General features: G+C 69.2%; 1 protein-coding gene. It reads left to right on the plus strand.

Annotated features, from left to right (window positions below; genetic code table 11):
- Positions 1 to 584, plus strand: a 584-nt coding sequence (locus N5D30_RS26085; RefSeq protein WP_279911344.1) for a TolC family protein, incomplete at both ends; no start/stop codon positions are given.

A 584-nucleotide genomic window follows, 5' to 3' on the forward strand; every position in this document is an offset into this window, starting at 1 on the left:
ACATGTTCAAGGACCAGGAACCGCTCAGCGGGCCGCTGACCCTGCACACGGCCATGGCCCGCGCGGTCAAGTACAACCTCGAGGCGCGTCTGAAGGTGATGGAGGAAGCCGTGGCCCAGCGCCAGGTCGACCTCGCCACCTTCGACATGCTGCCGCGCATGGCGCTGTCCGCCGGCTATGCCGGGCGCAACAACGTCAGCGCCTCCAGCAGCCAGAGCGTCGACACCGGCACCCAGTCCCTGGAACCCTCCACCTCCCAGGACCGCGACCGCGGCGTGGCCGACCTGACCATGGTCTGGAACGTGCTCGACTTCGGTGTCGCCTACGTCAGCGCCAAGCAGGCGGCCGACCAGCGCCTGATCGTCCAGGAGCGCCGGCGCAAGGTCGTCCACACCATCATCCAGGACGTGCGCTCCGCCTACTGGCGCGCGGTGGCGGCCGAGCGCCTGCTCAAGCAGATCGACGAGCTGATGGCCCGCGTCGACCGCGCCCGTGACGACAGCCAGCGGATGACCCGCGAGCGCATCGGTGATCAGGTCCAGACCCTCAGCTACCAACGCGCCCTGATCGAGGCCACCCGCCAG

Origin of the sequence: Pseudomonas sp. GD03875 (assembly GCF_029840585.1) — a bacterium.
Classification (GTDB): domain Bacteria; phylum Pseudomonadota; class Gammaproteobacteria; order Pseudomonadales; family Pseudomonadaceae; genus Aquipseudomonas; species Aquipseudomonas paralcaligenes.